The following is a 20,514-nucleotide window of genomic DNA, read 5'->3' on the forward strand; positions in this document are numbered from 1 at the left end:
TGCGATGCAATAATTAGCTGAATTTATTTATATTTGTTTAGTTATTTGTTTAGTTTTTATAACTAAATATAACTGAATAATTCATTGACACCGTTTTAATTCGATGTTATTATGGCCTCGACATAGAAATAGTCATTGAATTTAGTTTTTACAACTAAACTAATTTTATTTTGTTTAGTTTATTTATTTTATTTTGTTCAGTAAATGTTGTTTATTCAAGTACAGAGGAGACATGATCATGAAGAAATTAAAGTTGGGTTATGCTCCGACGCGCCGATTTACGTTCAGCGCCGACGATGCCTTTAAGTACAAAGTGGAAATTCGCAAGAAAATTGAGAGCTTTGGCATGGATATCGACATTGTAGACCTGGAGGGCCTTAATGAGGAAGGCTTGCTGTATGACGACCATATAAACGCGGATTTAATTGCAAAGCGATTCAAAGAGGAAGAAGTCGACGCTGTTTTTTTCCCACATTGCAACTTTGGTACAGAAGATACTGTAGCTCGTGTAGGCAAGGCGCTCGGCAAGCCTGTCCTGCTGTGGGGACCGCGGGATGAAGCGCCGCTTGCGGACGGCATGCGCCTTCGCGACACCCAATGCGGTATTTTTGCCACAGGTAAAGTGCTGCGAAGATTCAACGTTCCCTTCACCTATGTAACGAACAGTTGGGTGAATGATCCGGTTTTCGAAAGAGGCTTTACCAACTTTGTGGCTGCCGCCAACGTCGTGCGCCAATTCAAAAACTTACGCATTCTCCAGATTGGCCCCCGCCCCGCTTCGTTCTGGACGATGATGTGCAATGAAGGCGAACTGCTGGAACGCTTCGGCATTGAGATTCATCCCATTACCATTGTCGACATTCAGCTTAGAACCAAAAAAATCGCCTCCAGCAATAGCTCCGAGCTTCTGGAAACGATGGATTACATTAAAGAAAAACTCGATTACAGTGAAGTGACCGAAGATGACGTAAGAAGGATAGCTGCTTTAAAGGTCGCCATGAAATCTTTCGCCCGTGAGACGGGAAGCAGCGCTATCGCAATCCAGTGCTGGTCCTCTTTGCAGGATGCCATATCCATTATGCCGTGTCTGGCCAATGCAATCCTGACTGACGAACAAATTCCGGTTACTTGTGAAACAGATATCCATGGAGCCATTACTTCCATTATGGTGCAGGCTGCCTCCATGAACACAATGCCAACCTTCTTCGCAGATATTACTGTTCGACATCCTGAGAATGATAACGGCGAACTTCTCTTCCACTGTGGCAATTTCCCGGTCTCGCTCTCTGTAGAGAACAAACCGAAGTTACGCAAGCATTTTCTCTTCGACGACCATTCTCCCGGAACGCATGAAGGTGAAATCCGCGGTGGCGGTATGACCATTGCCCGATTTGACGGCGACCACGGTGAGTACTCCATGTTCCTCGGGCGTGCCCGGGGTATTGAAGGTCCTTATACCCGCGGCTCCTACGTATGGGTGGAAGTAAACGATTGGCCGCTGTGGGAGGAAAAACTCGTAAAAGGGCCTTACGTCCATCATTCCGTAGGTATCCACGCCAATGTGATCCCGGCCATTTATGAGGCCTGCAATTATATACCCGGCCTGACGCCTGATCCGGTCGATCCCACGGAACAGGAAATTCAAAGCTGGCTTAGAGGATCCGATCTCGCCCGTAATAAGCGCCCAAACATTCACGTTTGAGACGTCTAAAGCGACAAAGCCCATCCCTATAATATCTATCTTGAGGAGGACATTATGGAAATCCAGGAACTGAAAGTCAAAGCCGCACAAATCCGCATGGACCTGCTAACCATCATTCACCGCGCCAAAACGGGACATACGGGGGGATCGCTGAGCAATACAGACATTTTAACGGCTTTATATTATGAAATCATGAACGTTGACCCTGCTAATCCAAAATGGGATGACCGTGATCGCTTTATCGCCAGCAAAGGGCATTCCGTAGAATCTCTATGGTGTATTCTGGCCGACCGGGGCTTTTTCCCAAAAGAAGAGCTGGAGACCTATAGCCAGTTCGGTACCCGACTCATTGGCCACCCGAACAACAAGGTTCCAGGGATTGAAATGAACACCGGGGCCCTCGGCCACGGCCTGCCCATTTCCGTAGGCATGGCACTAGCTGCCAAGCGGGATGACCGTCCTTACCGTGTATTTTGTCTAATGGGAGACGGCGAACAGGCCGAAGGCTCCAACTGGGAAGCCGCTATGGCAGGCTCTCATTATAAGCTGGATAACCTGATCGGCATTATCGACCGCAACCGACTCCAGATCAGCGGTGCTACCGAAGAAGTCATGGGACTGGAGCCGCTGGAAGAGAAGTGGACTGCCTTCGGCTGGAACGTCGTCTCTATCAACGGCAACAATATGGAAGAATTGCTTAAGGCATTCAGGTCCGCCCCTGAAGTAGCGGGAAAGCCAACGTTAATTATGGCCAATACCACCAAGGGCAAAGGCGTATCGTTCGCCGAAAATGTCCCGGCATGGCATCACCATGTGCCTAATGATAAAGAGTTGGAGCTGGCTCTCACAGAGCTAAAGGCAACGATCGAAGAATTGACGCAGAAAGGGCAGGTGCATTAAGCATGAATAAAATTCCTAATCGCCAAGTAATCTGTGACACACTGCTGGAGTTGGCCAAAGATGACCGTGATATCATGGTACTGGCCAGCGATTCGCGCGGTTCTGCTGCAATGGCCCCCTTTGCCAATACGTTCCCGGAGCAGTTCGTCGAGGTCGGCATTGCCGAACAGAATATCGTAGGCATGTCTGCAGGCCTGGCCCACAGCGGCAAAAAACCGTTTGTGACTTCACCAGCCTGCTTCCTCAGTATGCGCAGTATTGAACAAGTCAAAGTTGACATTGCTTATTCGCGGACAAATGTGAAGCTCATCGGCATTAGCGGAGGCGTCAGCTACGGGGCGCTTGGCATGTCACACCACTCCGTGCAGGATATCGCAGTAGCCCGGGCAATTCCGGGACTGGCGATTGTCCTGCCTGCTGATCGTCACGAAACGAAGAAACTGACCGAAGCGCTTGTAAAATATGACGGCGGCGTATACGTGCGAATCGGGCGTAATCCCGTTGAGGACGTTTACGAAACCGATGATTACCCATTCGAAATAGGCAAAGCTATAACTGTGAGAGAAGGCAACGACATTACAATTATTGGTGTCGGTGAAACCGTGCGAATCGCACTCGATGCCGCCAAGGCACTCAACGACGAAGGCATATCCGCCCGGGTAATCAACATGCATACAATCAAGCCGCTGGATGAAGAGGCGATCATTACCGCTGCACGTGAAACTGGACGCATCATAACCGTTGAGGAACATAGCATTTACGGCGGTCTCGGCGCAGCCGTGGCAGAAGTTGTTGTGCAGAATCACCCGGTTCCTATGAGAGTGCTTGGCATCCCTGATGAGCCGGCGATTGCCGGTAAATCGGCGGAAGTTTTCCACCACTACGGCATTACGGGTGACAATATCAAACAAATTGCATTCGAATTGATTAATAAGTAGAGGGCGAAGCATATGGAGCACAATCAACAATATATATTGGCCATCGACCAGAGTACTTCAGGCACCAAAGCACTCCTTGTAGACCATCAGGGTACAGTAATCGCCCGCAGCGGGATGGAGCATAAGCAATATTACCCCCATCCCGGCTGGGTAGAGCATGATCCGCTCGAAATTTATGAAAATGTCAAAATAACGGCCCGCAGCGTATTGGAGCAAGCCTGCGTTCCCCCGTCCGCGCTAGCTGCGCTGACAATCACCAATCAACGCGAAACGGCACTGGTGTGGGATAAGGCGACTGGTCAGCCAATATATAATGCTGTTGTCTGGCAATGCCAGCGTACGGCGGACCTGTGCGCCGAGCTGAAGCAAGCTGGCCACGAAAGCACCATCCACGCCAAAACAGGGCTTATGCTTGACCCTTATTTCTCCGCTGCCAAGTTCAAGTGGATCATTGAACATGCGGAAGGAGCTGCCAACCTGCTGGCTGAAGGGAGGCTGCTTGCAGGGAACATGGACAGTTGGCTAGTCTGGAAGCTTACCGGCGGCAAAAACCATGCAACCGACTATACAAATGCCAGCCGTACATCGCTGTTCAATATCCACACACTGGAGTGGGATGAAGAGCTTGCTCAGTTGTTTTCCGTTCCTTCTTCCCTGCTGCCCGAGGTTAAACCATCCGACGCTATTTTCGGATATACGGCAGATTGCGACCTTTTCAATGAGAAAATACCGATTTCGGGCGTCATTGGGGATTCACAAGGGGCATTGTATGGGCATCTGTGTTTCAAGCCCGGAACAGCCAAAGCAACCTTTGGCACGGGCACCTCTGTATTAATGAACGTAGGGAATCATCCGGTGGATGGCGGTGACGGACTTGTAACCGCTATCGCCTGGGGGGCCGGCGGAACTGTTACGTATGCACTTGAAGCCATCATCCGGACAACAGGTGACAGCATCAAATGGACGCAGGACAACTTAGGACTGTTCTCTACCTTTGAGGAAATGCAGCGCTTAGTCGAAAGCGTTCCTGCAAACGATGGCGTCTATCTTGTGCCTGCCTTTGTCGGAATGGGCGCTCCCTATTGGAATCCCTACGCCCGGGCGGCAATTATCGGTATGAACCGTGGAACTGGCAAAGGACACATTGTCCGGGCTGCGCTGGAGAGCATCGCTTACCAAGTACGGGACGCTATAGAGTTTATTCAGGAACAGTCCGGGATTGAGTTGGTCGGCCTGCGCACGGACGGCGGGGCTTCCTCCAACACTTGGCTGATGCAATTTCAGGCCGATATTCTGGGCAACCTTGTGACCCGATCCACATGTGCCGAGCTGTCGGCCATGGGTTCAGTCTATCTCGGTGGGCTCGGCACAGGCTTTTGGTCCGATCCAGATCAAATCGCTTCCAATCTTAAAATGTATGAAGCATATGAACCAAAGATGGATGACGCTACCAGAGAGAAATATTATGCTGGCTGGCAGCGGGCTGTTCAGTCTGTAGTGCAACAACAGCATGAATCTCCCATTTTATAAATAAACTCTATACTTCATTCCTCATATCTCCCAAAACAAACCATACAACAGGGCCCTTGCTTTTACAAAGGCCCTGTTATTAAATTACTCACTCGAACGATATAACTGACCCAATACTTTTACAAATTCACGGGCTGCCGGGGTCGCTTCATCAAAGGAATGCGCGATAATTCCGATATCCCGCGTAATCCGAGGAATAATCTCTTTAACGATTAGTGAATGGGACACCGAGGAAAGCGTAAACTTCGATATAATGCCGATGCCCAGCTTTTTTTGGACCATATGGACTAACGTTTCGGCCGTTTGGACCGTGAGACTCTCCTGGAAAGGAATTTGCTGCTCATGCAAGGTGTTTAATACAGCAGATTCATGTCCTCCTTTACAGAAGATAAGGTCGTTCCTGTTCTGCTCCAGAGAAACCTCGTGTTCTGCTTGCAATGGATGATTCTCCGGTATGATGGCAACCATGGAATCGTGTTCAAGAATATGGACGTCATAATGATCGAATGGAGAAGCTACTATTCCAATTTCAACAGTGCGATCCTCCACCCATTGTTTAATTTGATTCGAGTTTCCTTCCATCAGTTCAATAGTGACATCGGGGTATTGGGAGCGGAATAAGCAGATCGCTTCTGGAAGCAAGTTCGTAGAGGCTGCTGGGAAGGAGCCTATTTTTACTTTACCACGTAAAAGCTTATTCTCCTGACACGCAAGCTGAACCATTTTATCTTCGATTTCCTTCATTTGTCTGGCCAGACTCAGCATTTCTTTTCCCACTTCGGTCAGTACGAGTCCATTCTGCTTGTCGCGAATAAACAATTTTACCTGCAAAGTATTTTCAAATTGGATCAAAGCCTTGCTAACCGCAGGCTGGGAAATAAACAGCGCTTTAGCAGCCTCCGTCATATTCATTTTCTCCGCAACCTTCATAAACACTTCAAGATGATTCATATTCACAGACATATACCCCTTATAACCATACGGTTATTCCCTATATGAAATAATAGTATTTCAGTTATATCAAAACATACCTTATGATAAAAAACAACTCCTGCTCCGCTCCTTATGAGCAGATGTAATGCTTGATTAGAAGGGGATTGGAATATGAATTCAAATCTGAATTTTACCGAACGCACTACCAGAGATACAGCTTTATCTAAAGGACTTCCATGGGGCGGGTTACTGGCGCTTGCTATGACCGGGTTTATTTGTATTCTCACCGAAACGCTTCCCGCTGGTCTATTGCCACAAATCAGCAAAGGACTGGGAATATCGGAAGCTTTGGCTGGCCAATTGGTCACGTTGTATGCTCTAGGTTCGCTCGCTGCCGCAATCCCGTTGACTGCCGCAACACGGGGCTGGCGACGACGGCCTTTATTATTGCTCTGTATCATTGGCTTTCTCATATTTAACACCATTACGGCACTGTCTTCTTACTATATCTTGACGCTGGCTGCCCGTTTCCTTGCAGGCGTAGCCGCTGGTGTGTTATGGGGGATGCTTGCTGGCTATGCCCGGCGAATGGTTCCGGATGCACTAAAAGGACGCGCCATGGCTGTCGCCATGTCAGGAACCCCGCTGGCTCTTGCCCTCGGCGTTCCGTTAGGAACGTTCCTCGGTGCGCTTGTTGGCTGGAGAACGGTTTTTGGTACCATGTCCTTTCTTGCGGTAGTCTTAGTCGTCTGGGTACTCTGGAAACTTCCGGATTTTCCCGGACAGGCTTCCCATCAGCGACTACCTCTGAGTAAGGTTTTCACGATTGCCGGTGTTCGTTCCATTTTACTTGTCGTTTTGGTTTGGGTACTTGCGCATAATATTCTGTACACCTATATCGCTCCTTATTTGAGTCAGGCTGGACTGGCCTCCCGAACGGATGTGGTGCTGCTTATTTTCGGGATAACTTCGGTTGCCGGAATTGGATTGGTCGGGGCATTGATCGACCGCTGGTTGCGTCTATTGGTACTCATGAGTACCCTTGGCTTTGCTGTAACTGCTGTGGCACTAGGAATCGGAAGTCACCAACCTGCCATCGTGTATTTAAGTGTTGCCCTGTGGGGACTGACCTTCGGCGGTGCCGCTACCTTATTACAGACCGCATTGGCCGAAGCGGCAGGCGAGAGTGCAGATGTAGCTCAGTCTATGCTTGTAACCGCTTGGAATCTGGCCATTGGCGGGGGCGGCTTGCTTGGCGGAATTCTTTTAGAGACGCTTGGGGTTCACTCTTTTCCGTGGACGTTGCTTATCCTTATGCTTCTTGCCTTCGTCATTTCGTGGATTGCCAAGGAACACGGGTTTTCTGCAAGAAGATATGAGTAGACCTGAAACTCAAGAAACGGTATGGATCGGAAGGTTCTTTTACTGGGACCGAGTCCTCTAATATAGCACCTTCTCCAAACAGCGTGCCAATTCATCATCGGGTAGCGGCTTGCGATGCGTATTTTCCAGGTAGATATGTTTCTCTGTTTCCGGCATTACATATTGTTTGTACCACAGGAACATATCGGGACTATCTCCCTGAATCCGGAGAAATCTCCGCACCGTGTCCGCATGAGAAATGGTGTTATCAAGATTAGTCAACCAATCCGCCCAGTAGAAATGCTCCCATCTTCCAGTTCCTGCGAGCAAGAGCGCTTCTTTACCCATCTGGTAGCTCCAAACTGCATGCGAAGCTTGTACAAATGCTCGTGGATAATCTTCTTCAAGAAATAACCCGTAAGCAATGCAGATGTCAGCCAGCCCACGGGAGCCGCTCAGATGCAATTCAATCTGCACAAGAAGCTGATTATAAAGCCTGCGACATTCGTCTTCAGGCAATTGTTTCATAATTCGCAGACACCGCTTTCGCAGTTCAACCCAGCCGGAGATTGCCGATTCGGCTTTTTCCTTGAACCAGCGTACCTGCTCAGGAAAAGGTCCTTCTCCAGCAGCCCAGCACAGCCGTTCATCACTGCCTTCTTTACCTTGCAGCCAAAAGCCCATCATTTGCCGTGCCGGATGGTGATAGAATTCCTCCCCCGCCCGATCATCCTTATGCGGGCCATAAACAATAGTACAACGGGAATAATCCCGGTATAATTGGAAAATCTCTTGATGCTGACGACTGTACAACCGCCCGATAAAGTCAGTAAGCTGCTGTTCAGCATCCACGTTACCATACGTCCATAAATTCGCTGCCAAATCCAGAGTATATAAATGTGGCAAAATATTACCTGAATTGACCAACAGATACTCGTCTGCTCCTGCGGCAAATGCTGCCGTTAATTCGTCCACAATCAGCTCGGCTGAGGAGGGGAATTGCGTAAGATGGTTCGACGCCTGCAAGTCGTGAAAGGTCACATGATAATATACACCGTTCTTGCCTTCATCCCCCACCTCGGGCAATGCGGGTACACGATGGTTGAGATTCCCATGGCGCCGGGATACCATTTTACCGTAACCATTGTCCGCCCATATTTTAATCACTCCTTCGGGGACTTCAATGTGACCCTGCTTGTATAACTCGGCAATCTCGCCATACATCGCCATACTGCAAACGGGCTGCTCCACAAATTCGCAGATCATACTGTACTGCTTGCAAACCACATAAGATATTAATTGTCCACGTTTCTCCGGCGTATTAAAGGAAGGATCATTTTCCCAAAAAGGCTTGTCTCCCTGCCCACGAAAAGACAATACCCATACAATTTTCTCTCCCTTTTGCCGTTCAATCGCTTCCTGCCATAGCTGTTCAAACAGTTCGGGATGCTCTTTGTAGCTGGCCTGTTTACCCGGAAAAACACGCAAAAACATCTCCGCACCCAGCGGCTCGGCATGATGGTGAGTAATCCATAATCCCATTTCTGCTGCAAGCTTATGATGGATACCTGTACGCGGTAAATCCGTCCCCGGAATTACCATGTTGCCACCGCAGCGTAGTAATGCTTCAAAAACGGGCTCCCACACCTGTTCCGTCGGCGGATAATCATCCTTCCAGCCAATCAAGCAGACCTCATCATTGACGAACCAGCCCCGATAGCGAACCTTGGACGGTGCACTATCATAATCCTGGCTCGGCAGAACTATAGCATCCCGTCTGGTCGGAGAGAGTTCCGCCCAGAACCAGAATGGCTCCACACCCAAAACGAAGCGACTGTAATGAAGCAGCCCATAAATGATCCCCAGCTCATCACGGCCTATGATATGTAGTACCGTTCCCTTCTCACCAGCAACAAAACGCAGACAATAGCCCTCTGGCCACTGTGGGCAATCATCCTCTTCCTGCGCATAACGAATAATGATTGCGGCCTCTTCTTCTGTTTGTAGCGGCTCTCTGCCAAACACTTGCTTATGATCTCGCACAATCATTCTCCAAGCGTGGGCAATCGGTATACTTCCGACAGCTTGAAAATTGTATCCGCTTTCATTTGAAATGATCAGAGGTTCACAGGGTTTCATGTATTATCATCTCCTATTCAACAATGAAGACTCTTCTTACTTTTATTTTATAGGTTGGTGGCATACTTAGATAGTCTTGATATTACTAATATTGCTCAATCATACAAAAGGATCAGACTATGATTACATTTTCCATCATAGCCTGTGATCCAACGGGACATGAAGATTGGTTAGAGTATTGCTTATCCTATTAGAATGACACTCCATCTCAAAACAAGCGGATCAAGAGAAGCAGTAAACAAGGGATTTTTAAGATAAATTATCTCGCTACAGCTTCTAACGTTATATATACAGGTTTGGCATTGTATAACCGATTTAGAAGTAGACCCGTAAAACCGTATCCTCCAAAGGCTTACAGAGGGTACTGTCCACTTCAACTCGCTTGACATTGTCCTGACCATTCGGAACAATGATAGGCGTCACGGTAGAGTATCCGGCCTGACGAATCCTGTCTATGTCGAATTCCAGCAGCAACTGTCCTTTTTTGACCCGATCCCCGTTTTTGACATGCGTTTTGAAGCCTTCGCCTTTAAGAGAAACCGTATTCATACCCACATGAATCAATAGTTGCGTGCCCGTTTGGTGCTGAATCAAAATAGCGTGTTTACTTTTCTCCATAATATGAGCGATTATGCCGTCAAACGGAGCAATAACCTTACCCGTGTCCGGGAGGATTGCAAACCCTTCTCCCATAGCCTTTGTGGAAAACGCCTCATCTTCAACGTTATCAAGAGGCACAAATTGGCCAGATACTGGAGATGATATTTCCAAAAAAGACAAATCTGTATTTTTTTTCTTGCTTCCAAACATAAGAAATTCCTCCTACCTCTATCTCATAATTAATATGATCACTTGATAATAGTTGCTATAACAGTATGATAAAAATATCAATGAACCAACGACTAGGGGGCTTATTAGTGAACAAAAAGGAATTTGTAATTCACGATTTATTGAGCAAAATCTATCAAAATCATTATCCTGACTGGAAACTGCCGACGGAAAGAGAACTCGCGAAGCAGTATAATGTTTCACGATACACCATCCATGAATCAATCAAAAAATTAAAATACATGGGCTTGGTTAAAGTCGTTCAAGGATCAGGCATCTTCATAGGAAAGAATATTCAGACCAGTCCACTCATCTATAACTCTTTAACTGAGAACCCATACTCCAACATAAAATCCAAAGTAATCGAGTTGCAAAAGCAACCCGCTACTCCCGAGGACCAACAGATTTTTGGAATAACAAGCAGCGATGAGGTATGGGTATATCAACGTCTAAGAATCGTTAACTATCAAACGATGCAGTTAGAGTTGTCCCGATTACCTGTTATTTTATTTCCACTCCTTACCCACACGGATGCCGAACACTCCATTCAATCCTATGTGAAAAAACATAAATATACGATTTCGCATTACCTAAATACCTATGAGGCAATCGCACTTAATAAAGAACAGGCTATGCTCTTGCAACAAAAGAGAAAGAGCCCAGCGATGAAAATATCAAGCCGAGGCATACTTAATAATGGGATTATCTTTGAGATAAGCGAAATCGTAGCCATTGACTATAAATGTACGTATTTGACAGCCTTCAATAATGAGCATCACAAAAGAAGAAATTTATAGAAGCATTCACCTAAACCGGCAGCTTCTCCAGCATAAGGGTTCCTATATGCTGGAGTATTTTTGTTTTAAGGGGTCATAAGTGTTCCATCTGGCAATCTCGCCTGCGTCCATTCGTGCATCCTGTATTCCACCGGATAATTTTCCGCCTGTTCTTCATTGAATTCCACGCCGATGCCCGGAAGTTCAAGAGGGTAAATGTATCCGTCTTTAGCGTCTATGATGGGCGTAAAGATGCTGCGTGTGTTCTCCTTAATCGGAATATTCTCTTGGATCGCGGCACTGTGTAGGTGAATATTAAGATGAGTGTTAACGGCGATTCCAATAGGAGTAATGTCTGACGGTGTATGCCAAGCAATTCTAACTCCGAATGCCTCACATAAGGCTCCGAGCTTAAGAGCAGGCGTGATCCCTCCAATTTGAGATACATGGCAGCGAATAAAATCAATCTGCCTGTTGACAATAAGGCTTCTCCATTCTAAAGGATTATTGAACAGTTCCCCGGTGGCTATTGCAGTTGAAGTTTGGGAACGTATCTGACTTAACCATTCATTTTGATCCGGCGGTAAAATGTCCTCAACAAAGTACGGTTTATAGCATTCGAGGTCTTTTGCAAACTGTACGGCTTGATTGGGGAAAAGTCGTTCATGCACGTCATGCAGGATATGAAACTGGTCATTATATTTTGACCTTAATAGAGCAAACATCTTGGTGGTGGTTTGCATATACTCGTCTTGGTCATAATAGGACCCCTTGGTAGGGTAATCCGGAGCGTGCAAGTGCGAAGGATTCCCCCCATAGAAGCCAAGTTGGCACCGAATATGTTTATATCCTTGCTCAAGAATACCATCAATCTCTCGGTACAAATCCTCGATGTTGTCCGCAACCGCATGAGTATATGCAGGTATCGCATCCCTCGATTTGCCTCCAAACAGCTGGTACAAGGGCATGCCGGCAATTTTACCCTTAATGTCCCACAAAGCCATATCTACTCCAGAAATAGCGTTATTTAGTACGGGACCATTACGCCAATAAGAGTTGACCATCATCATATGCCATAAGTCCTCTATATTATTGGCATCTCTTCCAATCAATATAGGTTTGAGGTACTCCTCGACGATGAGCTGAACGGCTTTCGGGCGCTGCTGAAAAGTAGCGCAGCCATACCCTATAATTTGATTCTCTGTAGTTACTTTGACAACCACCAGATTATGTCGATCAGGTTTAAGCACAAAACATTCCACATTAGTGATGATGGAAGGGTTCATATTTCTCCTCTTTTCTAAGAATTTCTAGGTTTATTGAATCATGTTTGAAATGCAGAATCAATTTGGCTGGGTAAATTGTCTGATTATTAAAAAAAACCAGACCAATTCATCAGAAAAAGTTCAATAAATCCTTATATATCAAGGTTTTTTCATAAAACAAAGCTTATTTTGGACTGCTTTTATTCGACAGACCTTTGTGATACCATTCAGAATGTAAACGGAACCAATACTTTATATTCCTAGGACAGGAGAATTTTAATGAACAAAGTGAAAGCGGTACAAGACATGATTTATGGGGTCGGAGGAGAAAGCAATATTCAAAACGCTTGGCATTGCATGACCAGACTCAGGTTTGATTTAAAAGATAAAAACAAAGTGGACATAGAGAAAATTAAGGAATTGGACCCGGTTTTGGGCGCGCAGTTTAATAATGACCAATTCCAAATCATTCTTGGTCCTAAAGTCGCGGAATATTTTAATATTTTGGCCAGTGAATTAAAGCTAACGGATGTTCAAAAGGAAGATGAGGCAAGCGGTGAAAAAAAGAAGGGGTTTGTTACACTCTTCATGAATATTGTATCCGGCGTGTTTGGGCCTATCGTTCCAGCTATTGCCGGGGCAGGATTGATCAAGGGACTTATCGCAGGGTTGACCGCCCTCCATATCATCTCGGATCAAAGCGAAACCATTCAGATCATTAACATGATGGCGAGCGGAGTATTTACGTTTTTACCGTTTTTCCTGGCAGCCTCGGCGGCTAAAATTTTCAAAACCAACGAATATTTAGCGATAGCAATCGCTGCTACCATTATGTTTCCAACGATGGTGGACGCGGCCAAGGCCGGGGAACTTTCCTCGTTTCAGTTTTTAGGCTTTATACCTATCCCAGTATTTAACTACACCGGTACAGTAATCCCGATTATCTTTGCCGTATGGGCGATGAGCCATATTCATAAAATCGTCAACAGGTTTATGCCAGAAGTGTTAAAAACCGTAGTTACGCCAACGTTAACCTTGTTTATTTCGGGCTTCCTGGCATTATCCGTTATCGGTCCCATTGGCATTCACCTAGGCAATGGCTTGGCTTGGCTTGTTCAAGGCTTATTCAGTATCTCTCCCATCCTTGCTGGCGTTGTTGTTGGTGCGATTCGACCTTTGGCTGTCTTTACTGGCATGCATCATGCAATGACTCCGATTGCTTTGCAGAATTTTGCAACACAAGGTTACGATATGTTAATGCCTATGATGTGTATGGCTAACTTTTCAATCGTAGGCGCAACATTTGCAGTGTATTACAAGGTAAACACACCTAAAGAAAAATCTATTATTGTTTCAGCCGCCGTCTCCGGTCTTTTGGGAATTACTGAACCCGCTTTATTCGGTGTTCTGGCCAAGTACAAAAAAGCTTTTCTAGCCGCCATCGTCGCAAGTTCAGTTGCTTCGGCTTTTATCAGCTTTTTCGGTGTCCGATTGTATGGGTATGTGTTATCCAGTATATTTAGCATTCCCGCTTACTTTGGGCCCTACTTTATCTATGCCATTTCCGGAATGATCATTGCTGTCGCGCTCTCCTTTACAATTTGTTATCTGTTTCTAAGCAAAGTAGATGTTGCGAGAGCAAATGAACCTACGCAGCTCAAATAATCGTTTGTCACGGCTTCCAAGCTTTTTTAAGCTCAATGAATCGTTTAAAAGTATCTAAGATAATGAGTGGAGCCTGACTACCTGTATAAGTGTTGTCAGGCCCTTCTGTTACTTTCTTTGTTGCCCGTATTCGGTTTTTTGCGCCCTCTAATGGACGTGTGCCAGTATCCAGCGTCACGAGCATGGGCGTTTAGTTGCGAAGATCAACAAACGTTTTTTCGTTAGGTGCAGCTAATATCACAGTCAGCACATCAACATCGACCGAACTGCTGGCACTCTGTCTTTTGTTTCTTTACAGTAACCAGATGGTTATTAAATAATTGTCGCCTATTGGTCTCGTTGCCCGCGTTCAGATTAATACTCCGTAATCTTGACAAAACAAAAAACGCCCCTCCGGATAGTAACGGTGAGGCGCTTCGTTGGTCCTGTGTACCTAAAACGGAATACTCCGCAGGTACACAGGACCTCTCGTTATTTTCGTTCATTTAACTCTGATGTGACCGTGGTAAAGCATACTAATGCCGAGGACCGGGATCGAACCGGTACGGTAGTCACCTACCGCAGGATTTTAAGTCCTGTGCGTCTGCCAATTCCGCCACCCCGGCATAATTTTAGGAACGCTATTTTCATGCTTACTTATCTTGCAAGTAACGGAGAAACATCCAGCTTATGTACAAAATGGTTCTCGCTATGTAAATATCGTTTTAATGGGCACCAACATATAATACGACAATTTCATCAAGTTGTAAAGTATTTTTTTCTAAAATAATAAAATTTCTTTTCTGCATAACTTGGGCGCTTTTGAATTACACTAATAAACGTCTTTCCAAACTACCAGAAGGGGTGTTACGAATGCGTGAAGGTATGATTCCAGCTGTTCTTGGAACGGTAGTATCGGCTTCAGGCGCTGTGTTGCTGAGCAGTAAGTACAAGCTTGCGGCTACAGGCATTCTCGGTTTCGGACTGGCTCATGTTGTTCTGGGAGCGATTGATCTGATTGAGCATCGCTAGTCGTTTGGGAAGTGCCGGGCGGGAGCTATTTCCTCCCCGGCTTTATTATTATAGCCGCTTTAGCTGCCTTGAGCGTTAACGTTTATATAAAGCGTACAATATGCTTGCACTCGTAAAGGAGCGTGTGATGTATTATGAAAGAAAACATTAGGGAAGAAATGAATCGCACCGTCGATCAGGTCGAACATGAACAGTCGTTAGATCAGCGCGAGCCAGGTTTTAATCGTATCCCTGACCTCGATGCCGATACTCCTGCTGCTACAGATATGATTGAAGAAGCTGTGGGCCGTGGCCTGAACAAGCTGCGTAACGATTTTACAGATTAAAACATGGGTCATAAGGCATGGGTTACTCAAACAACAACATTGAACCAAGCAACCTTATATACAGTGATTCCTAGAGATCACTTGAAAATAAGCATAAACCAGCCAATAATCGAGACCCAAAGCACAACACTAATCAGGATTCCCCATACGATGCCTACTGAAAAATTCCCTTCACTTTTCGGTACAGCATGGCCAAATTTCATTCTAAGCTTCATTTGATTCCAGTTCATAGAACCCCCTCCTTAAGTTCTATTTCGGAATATGAAGCTCATTTATGTAGATCAATAGTCATGTTTTCCAAAAAAATAAAAAAGGGCTTTTTGTCCTATCATCCAGTCCGGGGAAAAAGTATTACTGCTATTCCGACCAAACAAATCAATCCACCCACGATATCGTACAAATCAGGTGTCTTTTTATCAATCCACCATCCCCATGCAATGGAAAGGACTATAAAGACACCCCCGTATGCTGCATACACACGCCCAAAGGAGGAGAAAACCTGAAAGGTCGCAATGACTCCGTAGACAGCCAAAATCACCCCGCCGCAAAGTCCGACATACCATGTCTTCCCTTCACGCAGCCACTGCCAGATCAAGTACCCTCCCCCAATTTCGGCTATGCCAGCCAGAATAAAAAGTAACGCTGCCTTTAACATCAATTTCGCACCCCTGTTCTTCTAATCTTCTTGGCTTTATTTTTAGATGTTATCCTTAGAGCACTCGACCTAAAATAATAATCAACGCGATCACGCCAACCAGAATAAGCAGATTGCTGACCTGACGCCATAAACCAGAGGCTCCCTCAGAGTGAAGCTTCCGCTGGTTCGCATCAAAATTCGCTTTGGCTCCTTCAGCATCTACAGGGCTAGAAAACGGTCGGTTATCTTCATTCATGTGAATGGCCTCCTTAACAATACCACCTTAATGATACCAAAATTTTCCGCTGATTTCGCGTTGATTTTATACTCATGCTTACTGTATATTTCCCACTGCACCTGCATATTTATGAAGCGTACAACTATGTGTCAATATTTCACTGAATATAGCGTACGATGGCGAATCAAGGCAGAGTAGGTATTTTGACACCTTTTATTGCAGGACGGTAGTTATGGTATAATTTAGTCAACTTAATTAGATTGTAACGAGAGTACAACTACTTACTTACCTATATTGAATTCACATCCATGAATCCGCATCCCGGTTACAACCTGCATAATCTGATTGTAATTTAGGAGGAGGATACCGATGTCCCCAATCTTTCTAGCTACTTTAATGTTAATGGGCATGTTTTTACTCCAGGCAGCCATCGTTCTGGGCATCATACACGTAGCCGCCGTCCAGCGCAAACCAAAATGGTTCTTATCATAGGTTTGCTTGCGTTGATTTCCGGCTTCCTTCTGGCAAAAGACTGGATATATTCACAGGAACCGAACTGGTTGGTCTACTTCTGTTTGCTAATAATCCTCATTAGCGCATGTATCCAACTGAGAAAACGCAAAGAAAAAATGTAATTTCATCATGTTGTCATCAAAGGAGGAGCGCCATGAAATCTCACTCAATACGCTTTTGGTTGCAAAAGGTGCTACTGCTACTACTTGTTTTACTATTCAGTGTCTCTCAGCAATCGTTCATTATAGCTGATGCCGCTCCGCCTGTTAATCCCCAGGCCTCTGCCAAAGCAAGGCAACTACTCACCTACCTTTCCAATGTGCCGGAGGGTACGCTAATTTCCGGGCAGCATGATTATTTGGAAGCACCGGATGAACAAAACAACAAGTTACAACAAATCAGCGGACAATATGCAGGACTCCATGGCTATGAGTTTGGAGGATTAGCCAATCAGTCCCACGCAGCCTTACAAGAGCAACGTCAGCGTGTTGTGGACAGTGCTATTCAGTGGAGCCAGTCCGGCGGAATTGTAGCTATTACCTTTCATCAGGCGTTACCAGGTAAACCCAAAACGTGGAAAAACGTGCAAACCAAGCTTAGTCAGGCTGAATTTAATCACTACATCACGCCGGGTACCCCGCAATATCGACAGCTGATTGCCGATATAGATGAGATTGCACTCTCCCTCAAAACCTTGCGGGATGCAGATGTGCCTGTTTTGTGGAGACCCTATCATGAAATGAACGGCAGCTGGTTCTGGTGGGGGAACAAACAAAATTACGCCAAACTGTGGAATGTGATGTATGACCGATTCGTTAATGTTCATCATCTAGATAATCTGTTATGGGTATGGAGTCCGAATGCACCGAACGCATACAGCACACCGTACAATGGGACTTTTCCAGGCATAAACAGAGTGGATATTCTCGCAGCTGACATTTACAATAATGATTACAAAGCCTCTTATTACACCGGACTGCTCAAGCTAGCACAAGGCAAGCCGATTGGAATTGGAGAAAGTAATATTCTGCCGAGCGCCAATGTGCTAAAAAATCAACCCACCTGGGCTTATGCCATGACATGGGGAAAGGAACTATCCACAACCAATTCGCAATCAGCGATCAGAACATTTATGAATCAAAATAATATTATCACACGGGACCTTCTCAACGAGGCCCTGCGCTGAAATAACAAAAAAAGCTTCAACTTCCCTCTATGAGTGAAATTGAAGCTTTTTTGAGTCTAACCAAGCCAAGCGCTTAACTATTTCTAATCACTTCTTCCAGATCAACATCGGCATACGCCTCTTCACCGAGATGCACAGATACAATGGTATAGATCCGCTTGGTCAGTCTCGACATCAGTCGATCTCCCAGCGCTACTGAATATTCTTCCCGATAATCTCCAATTTTGTGAAAACCGCTGGACATATGGATGTACAAGCTGCCTCTTCGTGTTTTACCATGTACCAACATCAAATCTCCTCCTGCTGTAACCATTCCTAATTTCATCTGTTACATGTATATCGGTCAGAATAAGATATGATATAAGTCCGCGTTTAAACCAAACGGGCCTGCCAGTAATATGACAGACCCGTTTTTGCAAAAGATATTTTCGTTCTTTAGGGAAAAAACTATCCCTGATAGGATTCTGCAATCGCATTCGCCGCAATGATGGCGTTGTACACGTCAGCAGGACTGACCGGAAACGGCATATTGACCATCGTGTCATTCGATGCACAGGCAGCTTCGGCTACTTGACGCCATTCAGCCTCGACAAACTCCTCTACACCCAGATCACGAAGTGTCAATGGAAGACCTACGTCCTTAACCAGTTTGATGACCGTTTCCAGTTCTTCTTTCGGTGCATTTTCCAGCACTAGCTGAGTTAGCAAGCCGAATGTGACCTTCTCGCCATGCTGTGCTTTATGCAGTGAAGGAACAGCCGTCATGCCATTATGAATCGCATGAGCTGCTGCCAAACCACCTGATTCCGCACCAACACCACTCAGATAAATTGTCGCTTCAATGGTATCTTCCACCGCACGAGTATATACTTTACGATCCACCGCAAGCTTGGCTTTCACGGCATTTTCCAGCAATGTATCATAACAGAGACGGGCAAGCCCCAGCCCTGTGGTGGAAGGCTTGTTCAGCACGAGGTTGTCCCCATTGGACTGATAACAAGCCCGCGCTTCAAAATAAGTAGCCAGCGCATCGCCGATGCCAGCTGCAAAGAAGCGTGCAGGCGCCGCTGCCAGAATGCCCGTATCTGCGAGTACAACGTCGGGATTGGTTGGCAGGAACAAATACTCATCAAAGGAGCCATCTTTCTTGTAGATAACCGCAAGGGCTGTACAAGGGGCATCCGTAGAAGCAATCGTCGGGAAAATAACGACAGGCAGCTTTTCATAGTAAGCCGTTGCCTTAGCGGTATCCAGCGTTTTCCCGCCGCCGATTCCTATAATGATGTTAGCGCTATGTTTGCGCACCAATTCCCGGTTACGCTCAATTTCTTCTTTAGTACATTCATATTGGAATTTCTCGAAAATGGCCTGATTGCCAGCCGCTTCAATAGAAGCGCCGGCTTCTTTTTGGGCCCTTTCAAGTATAAACTCATCGCAAATAATAAAGGCTTTATCGCCATAATCCTTAATGTAGTCATTTAACGACGAGAGCAGATTCTGGCCAGAAATAAATTTCTTGGGTGAAGTAACAGACCTTACAACGTTTGTCATGTAAATTCCTCCTCAGCTTTGACTCACACCGAAAACACTATGTATCTCAGTATGTGACAACTTAACTATAGACCTCTTTTGACCCTGTTAAAAGACTGTTTATGGAATATTTTATGAACAAATTGTGTATCTCTCAAACTTTAACGCTTTCATTCCATTCGGAATACAGCATCCCCATCATAATACGGTCGTAACTGTTGCCATCACGAAGAACAGCGGAACGAACCCTGCCCTCATGCTGGAAACCCGCCTTTTCATAGGTTCGAATGGCCTGTTCATTATACTCAATAACATCCAGACCTACCCGATTCAAATTTAATTCGTAAAAGGCATAACGAAGAATGAGACGCACCGCTTCCGCACCGTATCCCTTCCCACGGTAGTCCGTATTGCCTATGCCAATCGCCAACTGGCCGATCCGATTATTCCACTCAATCCCGTGAATGGCCACAAATCCGATCAGGACATCATCTTCTAACGTTCTCAACCGGAAATAGACCTCATTCGAACTGGGTGAACCTTCCGATTCCATTTGCTTCAGCGTATAAGGAAGTGCCAGGTCCGTATCCACATTACGCAGATACTCCGCATCCTCTCCCCATTTGAACATCGTTTCGGCATCTTCTTCCCTGACAGCGGATAGTTTAATCCGATCCCCATAAAATAAATTTTCGATTGTCATGACACTCCATCTCCTGTTTTATGTTGTCCCATTTTCGCTCTAGCTATTATGCTATTAAACGTCCGCAATATAAGCCCCCTCAGGAATTCAATGTATAAACTTTACAAAACAATCGGACAAAACACAAACAAATAGCCATAAACTATCTACTCATCCTTTTTTATAGAAAAATATTCCTGATTCTGATAGACTATAACCAGTCTAATCCCTACATATTTGTATAAAGGACCGGGACTATAGTCATGAACAGAAAGGAAGAGTAAGGATGAACAAACAATCCAAAATCGTCTCCATCGCACTGGCATCGGCTCTAGTATTCAGCGTTTCTTTTC

General features: G+C 45.7%; 21 protein-coding genes and 1 tRNA gene. 11 read left to right on the forward strand and 11 right to left on the reverse strand.

All coding sequences use genetic code 11. The features are described from left to right. Window positions 1–238: 238 nt before the first annotated feature. The 4 genes from QD47_RS22465 to glpK are packed head-to-tail and all read left to right on the forward strand — an operon-like array spanning window position 239 to window position 5,070. Window positions 239–1,702, forward strand: a complete 1,464-nt coding sequence (locus QD47_RS22465; RefSeq protein ID WP_044648222.1) for an L-fucose/L-arabinose isomerase family protein — start codon at window positions 239–241, stop codon at window positions 1,700–1,702. A gap of 54 nt (window positions 1,703–1,756) precedes the next feature. Further along, on the forward strand, window positions 1,757–2,602 hold the full coding sequence (locus QD47_RS22470) for a transketolase (RefSeq protein WP_023989376.1): 846 nt from the start codon (window positions 1,757–1,759) through the stop codon (window positions 2,600–2,602). 2 nt (window positions 2,603–2,604) lie between these two features. Continuing rightward, window positions 2,605–3,540, forward strand: a complete 936-nt coding sequence (locus tag QD47_RS22475) for a transketolase family protein (protein WP_044648223.1) — start codon at window positions 2,605–2,607, stop codon at window positions 3,538–3,540. 12 nt (window positions 3,541–3,552) lie between these two features. Continuing rightward, complete coding sequence (gene glpK / locus QD47_RS22480) at window positions 3,553–5,070, forward strand: glycerol kinase GlpK (protein ID WP_044648224.1); 1,518 nt, start codon at window positions 3,553–3,555, stop codon at window positions 5,068–5,070. 84 nt (window positions 5,071–5,154) lie between these two features. Here the strand turns inward: glpK and QD47_RS22485 are convergent, their stop codons facing one another. Then, window positions 5,155–6,033 (reverse strand): LysR family transcriptional regulator, encoded by an 879-nt coding sequence (locus QD47_RS22485; protein ID WP_044648225.1) that lies wholly within the window; start codon window positions 6,031–6,033, stop codon window positions 5,155–5,157. 141 nt (window positions 6,034–6,174) lie between these two features. Here QD47_RS22485 and QD47_RS22490 point away from each other — a divergent pair, with 141 nt between their 5' ends. Then, a complete protein-coding gene (locus QD47_RS22490; RefSeq protein ID WP_044648226.1) occupies window positions 6,175–7,386 on the forward strand; it encodes an MFS transporter in 1,212 nt (403 codons plus the stop codon). A 57-nt stretch (window positions 7,387–7,443) separates the two neighbouring features. Here QD47_RS22490 and QD47_RS22495 read toward each other — a convergent pair whose 3' ends face one another. Both QD47_RS22495 and QD47_RS22500 read right to left on the reverse strand, forming a co-directional pair. Beyond that, window positions 7,444–9,504 carry a glycosyl hydrolase 115 family protein gene (locus QD47_RS22495; protein ID WP_044648227.1) on the reverse strand — a complete coding sequence of 687 codons (2,061 nt, stop codon included), beginning with the start codon at window positions 9,502–9,504 and terminating at the stop codon, window positions 7,444–7,446. A gap of 315 nt (window positions 9,505–9,819) precedes the next feature. Beyond that, a complete protein-coding gene (locus QD47_RS22500; protein WP_044648228.1) occupies window positions 9,820–10,314 on the reverse strand; it encodes a PTS sugar transporter subunit IIA in 495 nt (164 codons plus the stop codon). Between the two features lie 107 nt (window positions 10,315–10,421). On the opposite strand from QD47_RS22500, the gene QD47_RS22505 reads away from it, so the two are divergent. Next, entirely contained in the window at window positions 10,422–11,129 is a 708-nt protein-coding gene (locus QD47_RS22505) for a GntR family transcriptional regulator (RefSeq protein ID WP_044648229.1), read from the forward strand. 65 nt (window positions 11,130–11,194) lie between these two features. Here QD47_RS22505 and QD47_RS22510 read toward each other — a convergent pair whose 3' ends face one another. Then, the gene (locus QD47_RS22510; protein WP_044648230.1) at window positions 11,195–12,394 is read right to left on the reverse strand and encodes an enolase C-terminal domain-like protein; all 1,200 of its coding nucleotides are present in this window, start codon (window positions 12,392–12,394) and stop codon (window positions 11,195–11,197) included. A 258-nt stretch (window positions 12,395–12,652) separates the two neighbouring features. On the opposite strand from QD47_RS22510, the gene QD47_RS22515 reads away from it, so the two are divergent. Further along, window positions 12,653–14,038, forward strand: a complete 1,386-nt coding sequence (locus QD47_RS22515; RefSeq protein ID WP_044648231.1) for a PTS transporter subunit EIIC — start codon at window positions 12,653–12,655, stop codon at window positions 14,036–14,038. Between the two features lie 519 nt (window positions 14,039–14,557). Here the strand turns inward: QD47_RS22515 and QD47_RS22520 are convergent. Next, window positions 14,558–14,643 (reverse strand) — tRNA-Leu (locus tag QD47_RS22520). Window positions 14,644–14,890: 247 nt separating this feature from the next. Here QD47_RS22520 and QD47_RS22525 point away from each other — a divergent pair. Together QD47_RS22525 and QD47_RS22530 are read left to right on the forward strand one after the other, a co-directional pair. Further along, window positions 14,891–15,049 carry a hypothetical protein gene (locus tag QD47_RS22525; RefSeq protein ID WP_013311032.1) on the forward strand — a complete coding sequence of 53 codons (159 nt, stop codon included), beginning with the start codon at window positions 14,891–14,893 and terminating at the stop codon, window positions 15,047–15,049. 134 nt (window positions 15,050–15,183) lie between these two features. Next, complete coding sequence (locus tag QD47_RS22530; RefSeq protein ID WP_044648232.1) at window positions 15,184–15,375, forward strand: hypothetical protein; 192 nt, start codon at window positions 15,184–15,186, stop codon at window positions 15,373–15,375. Between the two features lie 77 nt (window positions 15,376–15,452). Here the strand turns inward: QD47_RS22530 and QD47_RS32620 are convergent, their stop codons facing one another. From QD47_RS32620 to QD47_RS22540, 3 genes are all read right to left on the reverse strand, one after another. Then, complete coding sequence (locus QD47_RS32620) at window positions 15,453–15,605, reverse strand: hypothetical protein (protein WP_200893493.1); 153 nt, start codon at window positions 15,603–15,605, stop codon at window positions 15,453–15,455. 98 nt (window positions 15,606–15,703) lie between these two features. Beyond that, entirely contained in the window at window positions 15,704–16,030 is a 327-nt protein-coding gene (locus QD47_RS22535) for a YnfA family protein (RefSeq protein WP_044648233.1), read from the reverse strand. A gap of 55 nt (window positions 16,031–16,085) precedes the next feature. Continuing rightward, window positions 16,086–16,268: a hypothetical protein gene (locus QD47_RS22540; RefSeq protein ID WP_044648234.1), complete on the reverse strand. Its 183-nt coding sequence runs from the start codon at window positions 16,266–16,268 to the stop codon at window positions 16,086–16,088. A gap of 351 nt (window positions 16,269–16,619) precedes the next feature. On the opposite strand from QD47_RS22540, the gene QD47_RS33780 reads away from it, so the two are divergent. Continuing rightward, entirely contained in the window at window positions 16,620–16,742 is a 123-nt protein-coding gene (locus QD47_RS33780) for a hypothetical protein (protein WP_268794267.1), read from the forward strand. Window positions 16,743–16,917: 175 nt separating this feature from the next. Beyond that, window positions 16,918–17,949, forward strand: coding sequence for a glycosyl hydrolase (locus tag QD47_RS22550; protein WP_044648235.1), 1,032 nt, complete (start codon window positions 16,918–16,920; stop codon window positions 17,947–17,949). Between the two features lie 73 nt (window positions 17,950–18,022). Here the strand turns inward: QD47_RS22550 and QD47_RS22555 are convergent, their stop codons facing one another. The 3 genes from QD47_RS22555 to QD47_RS22565 form a co-directional block, all read right to left on the reverse strand. Beyond that, on the reverse strand, window positions 18,023–18,238 hold the full coding sequence (locus QD47_RS22555; protein WP_044648236.1) for a hypothetical protein: 216 nt from the start codon (window positions 18,236–18,238) through the stop codon (window positions 18,023–18,025). A gap of 158 nt (window positions 18,239–18,396) precedes the next feature. Further along, on the reverse strand, window positions 18,397–19,500 hold the full coding sequence (locus QD47_RS22560; RefSeq protein ID WP_044648237.1) for a glycerol dehydrogenase: 1,104 nt from the start codon (window positions 19,498–19,500) through the stop codon (window positions 18,397–18,399). A 133-nt stretch (window positions 19,501–19,633) separates the two neighbouring features. After that, window positions 19,634–20,182 carry a GNAT family N-acetyltransferase gene (locus tag QD47_RS22565; RefSeq protein WP_044648238.1) on the reverse strand — a complete coding sequence of 183 codons (549 nt, stop codon included), beginning with the start codon at window positions 20,180–20,182 and terminating at the stop codon, window positions 19,634–19,636. Window positions 20,183–20,514: the final 332 nt, after the last annotated feature.

Origin of the sequence: Paenibacillus terrae, from assembly GCF_000943545.1 — a bacterium.
In the GTDB taxonomy this organism is placed as follows: domain Bacteria; phylum Bacillota; class Bacilli; order Paenibacillales; family Paenibacillaceae; genus Paenibacillus; species Paenibacillus terrae_A.

Excerpts from the sequence above, each read along its gene's own strand:
- QD47_RS22465 (WP_044648222.1), top strand. The coding sequence starts at position 239 with ATGAAGAAATTAAAGTTGGGTTATGCTCCGACGCGCCGATTTACGTTC.
- QD47_RS22470 (WP_023989376.1), top strand. The coding sequence starts at position 1,757 with ATGGAAATCCAGGAACTGAAAGTCAAAGCCGCACAAATCCGCATGGAC.
- QD47_RS22475 (WP_044648223.1), top strand. The coding sequence starts at position 2,605 with ATGAATAAAATTCCTAATCGCCAAGTAATCTGTGACACACTGCTGGAG.
- glpK (WP_044648224.1), top strand. The coding sequence starts at position 3,553 with ATGGAGCACAATCAACAATATATATTGGCCATCGACCAGAGTACTTCA.
- QD47_RS22485 (WP_044648225.1), bottom strand. The coding sequence starts at position 6,033 with ATGTCTGTGAATATGAATCATCTTGAAGTGTTTATGAAGGTTGCGGAG.
- QD47_RS22490 (WP_044648226.1), top strand. The coding sequence starts at position 6,175 with ATGAATTCAAATCTGAATTTTACCGAACGCACTACCAGAGATACAGCT.
- QD47_RS22495 (WP_044648227.1), bottom strand. The coding sequence starts at position 9,504 with ATGAAACCCTGTGAACCTCTGATCATTTCAAATGAAAGCGGATACAAT.
- QD47_RS22500 (WP_044648228.1), bottom strand. The coding sequence starts at position 10,314 with ATGTTTGGAAGCAAGAAAAAAAATACAGATTTGTCTTTTTTGGAAATA.
- QD47_RS22510 (WP_044648230.1), bottom strand. The coding sequence starts at position 12,394 with ATGAACCCTTCCATCATCACTAATGTGGAATGTTTTGTGCTTAAACCT.
- QD47_RS22515 (WP_044648231.1), top strand. The coding sequence starts at position 12,653 with ATGAACAAAGTGAAAGCGGTACAAGACATGATTTATGGGGTCGGAGGA.
- QD47_RS22525 (WP_013311032.1), top strand. The coding sequence starts at position 14,891 with ATGCGTGAAGGTATGATTCCAGCTGTTCTTGGAACGGTAGTATCGGCT.
- QD47_RS22530 (WP_044648232.1), top strand. The coding sequence starts at position 15,184 with ATGAAAGAAAACATTAGGGAAGAAATGAATCGCACCGTCGATCAGGTC.
- QD47_RS32620 (WP_200893493.1), bottom strand. The coding sequence starts at position 15,605 with ATGAACTGGAATCAAATGAAGCTTAGAATGAAATTTGGCCATGCTGTA.
- QD47_RS22535 (WP_044648233.1), bottom strand. The coding sequence starts at position 16,030 with ATGTTAAAGGCAGCGTTACTTTTTATTCTGGCTGGCATAGCCGAAATT.
- QD47_RS22540 (WP_044648234.1), bottom strand. The coding sequence starts at position 16,268 with ATGAATGAAGATAACCGACCGTTTTCTAGCCCTGTAGATGCTGAAGGA.
- QD47_RS33780 (WP_268794267.1), top strand. The coding sequence starts at position 16,620 with ATGTCCCCAATCTTTCTAGCTACTTTAATGTTAATGGGCATGTTTTTA.
- QD47_RS22550 (WP_044648235.1), top strand. The coding sequence starts at position 16,918 with ATGAAATCTCACTCAATACGCTTTTGGTTGCAAAAGGTGCTACTGCTA.
- QD47_RS22555 (WP_044648236.1), bottom strand. The coding sequence starts at position 18,238 with ATGTTGGTACATGGTAAAACACGAAGAGGCAGCTTGTACATCCATATG.
- QD47_RS22560 (WP_044648237.1), bottom strand. The coding sequence starts at position 19,500 with ATGACAAACGTTGTAAGGTCTGTTACTTCACCCAAGAAATTTATTTCT.
- QD47_RS22565 (WP_044648238.1), bottom strand. The coding sequence starts at position 20,182 with ATGACAATCGAAAATTTATTTTATGGGGATCGGATTAAACTATCCGCT.